4 protein-coding genes and 1 pseudogene are annotated in these 3,012 nt (G+C 44.0%); all 5 read right to left on the bottom strand.

The genetic code is table 11. The features are described from left to right. Positions 1–477: pseudogene (locus AC1DUA_RS31700) on the bottom strand (menaquinol-cytochrome C reductase); the annotation flags it as partial. A gap of 20 nt (positions 478–497) precedes the next feature. Beyond that, positions 498–1,169 (bottom strand): menaquinol-cytochrome c reductase cytochrome b subunit, encoded by a 672-nt coding sequence (gene qcrB, locus AC1DUA_RS31695; RefSeq protein ID WP_127451419.1) that lies wholly within the window; start codon positions 1,167–1,169, stop codon positions 498–500. Positions 1,170–1,186: 17 nt separating this feature from the next. Continuing rightward, positions 1,187–1,732, bottom strand: coding sequence for a QcrA and Rieske domain-containing protein (locus tag AC1DUA_RS31690; protein ID WP_477503526.1), 546 nt, complete (start codon positions 1,730–1,732; stop codon positions 1,187–1,189). Positions 1,733–2,013: 281 nt separating this feature from the next. Next, positions 2,014–2,445, bottom strand: a complete 432-nt coding sequence (locus AC1DUA_RS31685; RefSeq protein WP_477503525.1) for a DUF2487 family protein — start codon at positions 2,443–2,445, stop codon at positions 2,014–2,016. Positions 2,446–2,517: 72 nt separating this feature from the next. Then, positions 2,518–3,012: LCP family protein (locus AC1DUA_RS31680; protein WP_477503524.1), on the bottom strand; the 495-nt coding region annotated here is incomplete at its 5' end.

Raw genomic sequence — 3,012 nt, 5'->3', positions numbered from 1 at the left:
CGTTAAGTATGTACAAGCGATAAGAGATAAAATCATCAGGCTTGAAGCGATTGGTCTTCTGTAGAAACGACGCTCTTTGCCTGTATCCAAGAATGGAGCCAGCAACAAACCGCCGAACAGTAAACCAGGTACTACAACCGCTCCAAGTACTACATAATCCCCGGATGTGTACGGGTATTTCAATAATTGATACATGAACAAGAAGTACCAGTCAGGCATCGGAATAAACGCTGTATTTTTAGGATCCGCAGGATAACCAAGCGGAGCCGGGTCGGACATTACTAACACTAACATACCGACTAGTACAACTACCCCTACCATCCACTCTTTTAACAAGAAGTTTGGAATAAAGGCTTCCGATTTTCCCGGATACGCAGAGTAATCGCGAGGAATTAATCTTTGCTCTTCTGTTTTCTTAATTACGCGGGAATCCCCTACGTAAACGATTTTCTCGTCAGACTTATGACCATGAGCCACGCTATTCGCCCCTCCCTAATTTATAGCGGTCCGGAAATACCTTGTTTGCGAATCATGAAGAAGTGTCCAGCAAGCAAAGCGAGCAGAACGCCAGGCAGGAAGAACACGTGAATGGCAAAGAAACGAGTTAGTGTTTGCGCACCAACGATGCTTCCGCCTTGCAGCAATGTTTCAATGTACGGACCCGCTAAAGGTACGGACGCTGCAATTTTCATACCTACTTGTGTAGCAAAGTATGCTTTGTTATCCCATGGAAGCAGGTATCCCGTAAAACCTAGACCTAACATAACGAAGAAAATGAGCATGCCTACTACCCAGTTCATTTCACGTGGTGCTTTGTAAGAACCTGTGAAGAACACGCGCAGGGTATGTAAGAACATCATTACGATAACTAAACTAGCTCCCCAGTGGTGCATACCTCTGACGATAACACCGAAAGCTACTTTATGTTGTAAGTAGTCAACGCTTGCATAAGCATTGATGATATCAGGTGTGTAATACATGGTTAAGAACATACCCGACAAGATTTGAATGACTGTGATGAAAAACGTCAATCCGCCGAAGCAATACACGAAAGCGGAAAAATGATGAGCAGGGTTAACGTGTTCTGGAACCTCATGATCTGCTACATCCCTCCACATAGGCGTAATATCAAGACGTTCGTCAATCCAGTTGTATACGTTTTTAAACATCTGACTGTGACGCCTCCTTATACTCTTGTGTTAGCATGCAGTTGTCCCACATAAACGAACCCATTCTCAACTTTGGTTGTGTATTCATCCAATGGTTTTGGTGCGACAGCAAGGTTTTTACCATCTTGCGTATAGTGAGCACCATGACAAGGACAGAAATACTGATCTTTGTAAGCCGGGTTATCGTTCCAGTTAACCGTACATCCAAGGTGCTTACAAGTAGGATTCAATGCAAAGAGCTTGCCGCTGCTGTCTTTGGAAATCCACGCAACCAATTCAGCGTCACTTTCGTACCAACCATCTACTTGATGTATCTGGAACGTAAATGATTGTGGTACATTTGTAATTTTACTTTCTTCGACAACTTTAACCCAATCTGATTCTGTCTTCTTCTGAAGCACAGGATCTACCGCAAACCGAATCATCGGAATAATGATGCCGGCCCCCATGAATCCTCCAGCGCCACCAAGGGTGTAGGATAGAAATTGCCGACGAGACATTTCGCGTTTTGTCCCGGGTTTCTTCCCGTGCTGTTCTTCATTGTGATTGTTATGATCACTCATTCTCAGGTCTACCCTCCTACATTGGCCGATGTCCAACCCTCTCGGACGTCAGTTACCTCTATCACGTGTCGTTCGACATTACACTACATAACTAGGACATTACTAATAATATCCTACGACTACTAGGTCGTCAAGAATCCAGAACTCCTTTTGAGCCATTGAAAACTTGGCGTTCGGACAAATTTTAACGAAATTGTCACAACTTTTTGGCAGCCAATGTACGCCATTACTCCCCTTATCCTGCACAATTTTTTTTCCAATAATACACTTAACAGCTAAAGTTAATCACCATGCTGCCATAAGTGCTGAACTTGCTTAGAAATACTTGATTTGATCTGCTCGGATTTGCTTTCCCACTGCTCCATTTCGACAGCAATCAACAAATCGGTTTGATCTGCTTTCCAGTCTGCAGCTTCCGTATGTATGGTTAGTACGATGACATAGCGAAATCCCATCCTTTTTAAATGAAGGGACAGGGCTTCTAGCTGGTCCCTCATGCTCACCGCCGTCATATAATGAAGCGCTGGGTACGTCACTACCCTACCTTTGTATGGAATTTCGATGGTTTCTAGTGCATCTCGGAGCTGCTCCAGCGCCAGAGTCACTTGTGCGGGGTCTTCGAATCCGGTCAACCCCGTTACTGGCAGCAAACATGTGTCCAAGTATGGTTTTAAATCGTGCCATTCTTGCGCAGAAATTTCATTAAACTTCAACCGTGCTTCCCCCTCTATCTTTTACCAAAAATGCGTTTGCTATGTAGCAATAGCCATCGCTTCTTGTACACTTTAATCTGTCTGCAAATAGCTGTCAATTGAAGTGTCCGTTTGTCCGCGTAAAGCTTCCAGCGCTTCCTCTAAATCCTGCTGCTTCACAACCAGATAAGGACTCTCCCATGTCCCATCCAGATGAATATACTGCACATTTGCAGGTTTATAATCACGGTACGATTTGGTCAAAATTCGAAGTTCATCTGCCGGGATGTCCGTCTTAATGGAGCTTCCCATAATATCAAGCACCTTCCCCCAAGCGGTTACACCATTAAGTGAAGTTAATTTATCAAGTAATTCATTAAGCACAAATTGCTCGCGCTGATTCCGTTCTATGTCCGAGGATTCCGCTGTTCCCAGATTCGATTTGCGATAGCGAATATAATCAAGCACTTGTTTGCCATTTAAGAGCTGCGTGCCTTTTCTCAAATTGATATCTGTTCCGTCACTATCATCCTGATATCTCATATCCATATCGACATCTACCCTCATGCCGCCGAACTGATCTATAAG

This window comes from Paenibacillus sp. 01T422, assembly GCF_056398785.1.
Note: the sequence above shows the minus strand (reverse complement) of the source record. Positions and strands in the feature narration are given on the sequence as shown.

Excerpts from the sequence above, each read along its gene's own strand:
- qcrB (WP_127451419.1), bottom strand. The coding sequence starts at position 1,169 with ATGTTTAAAAACGTATACAACTGGATTGACGAACGTCTTGATATTACG.
- AC1DUA_RS31690 (WP_477503526.1), bottom strand. The coding sequence starts at position 1,732 with ATGAGTGATCATAACAATCACAATGAAGAACAGCACGGGAAGAAACCC.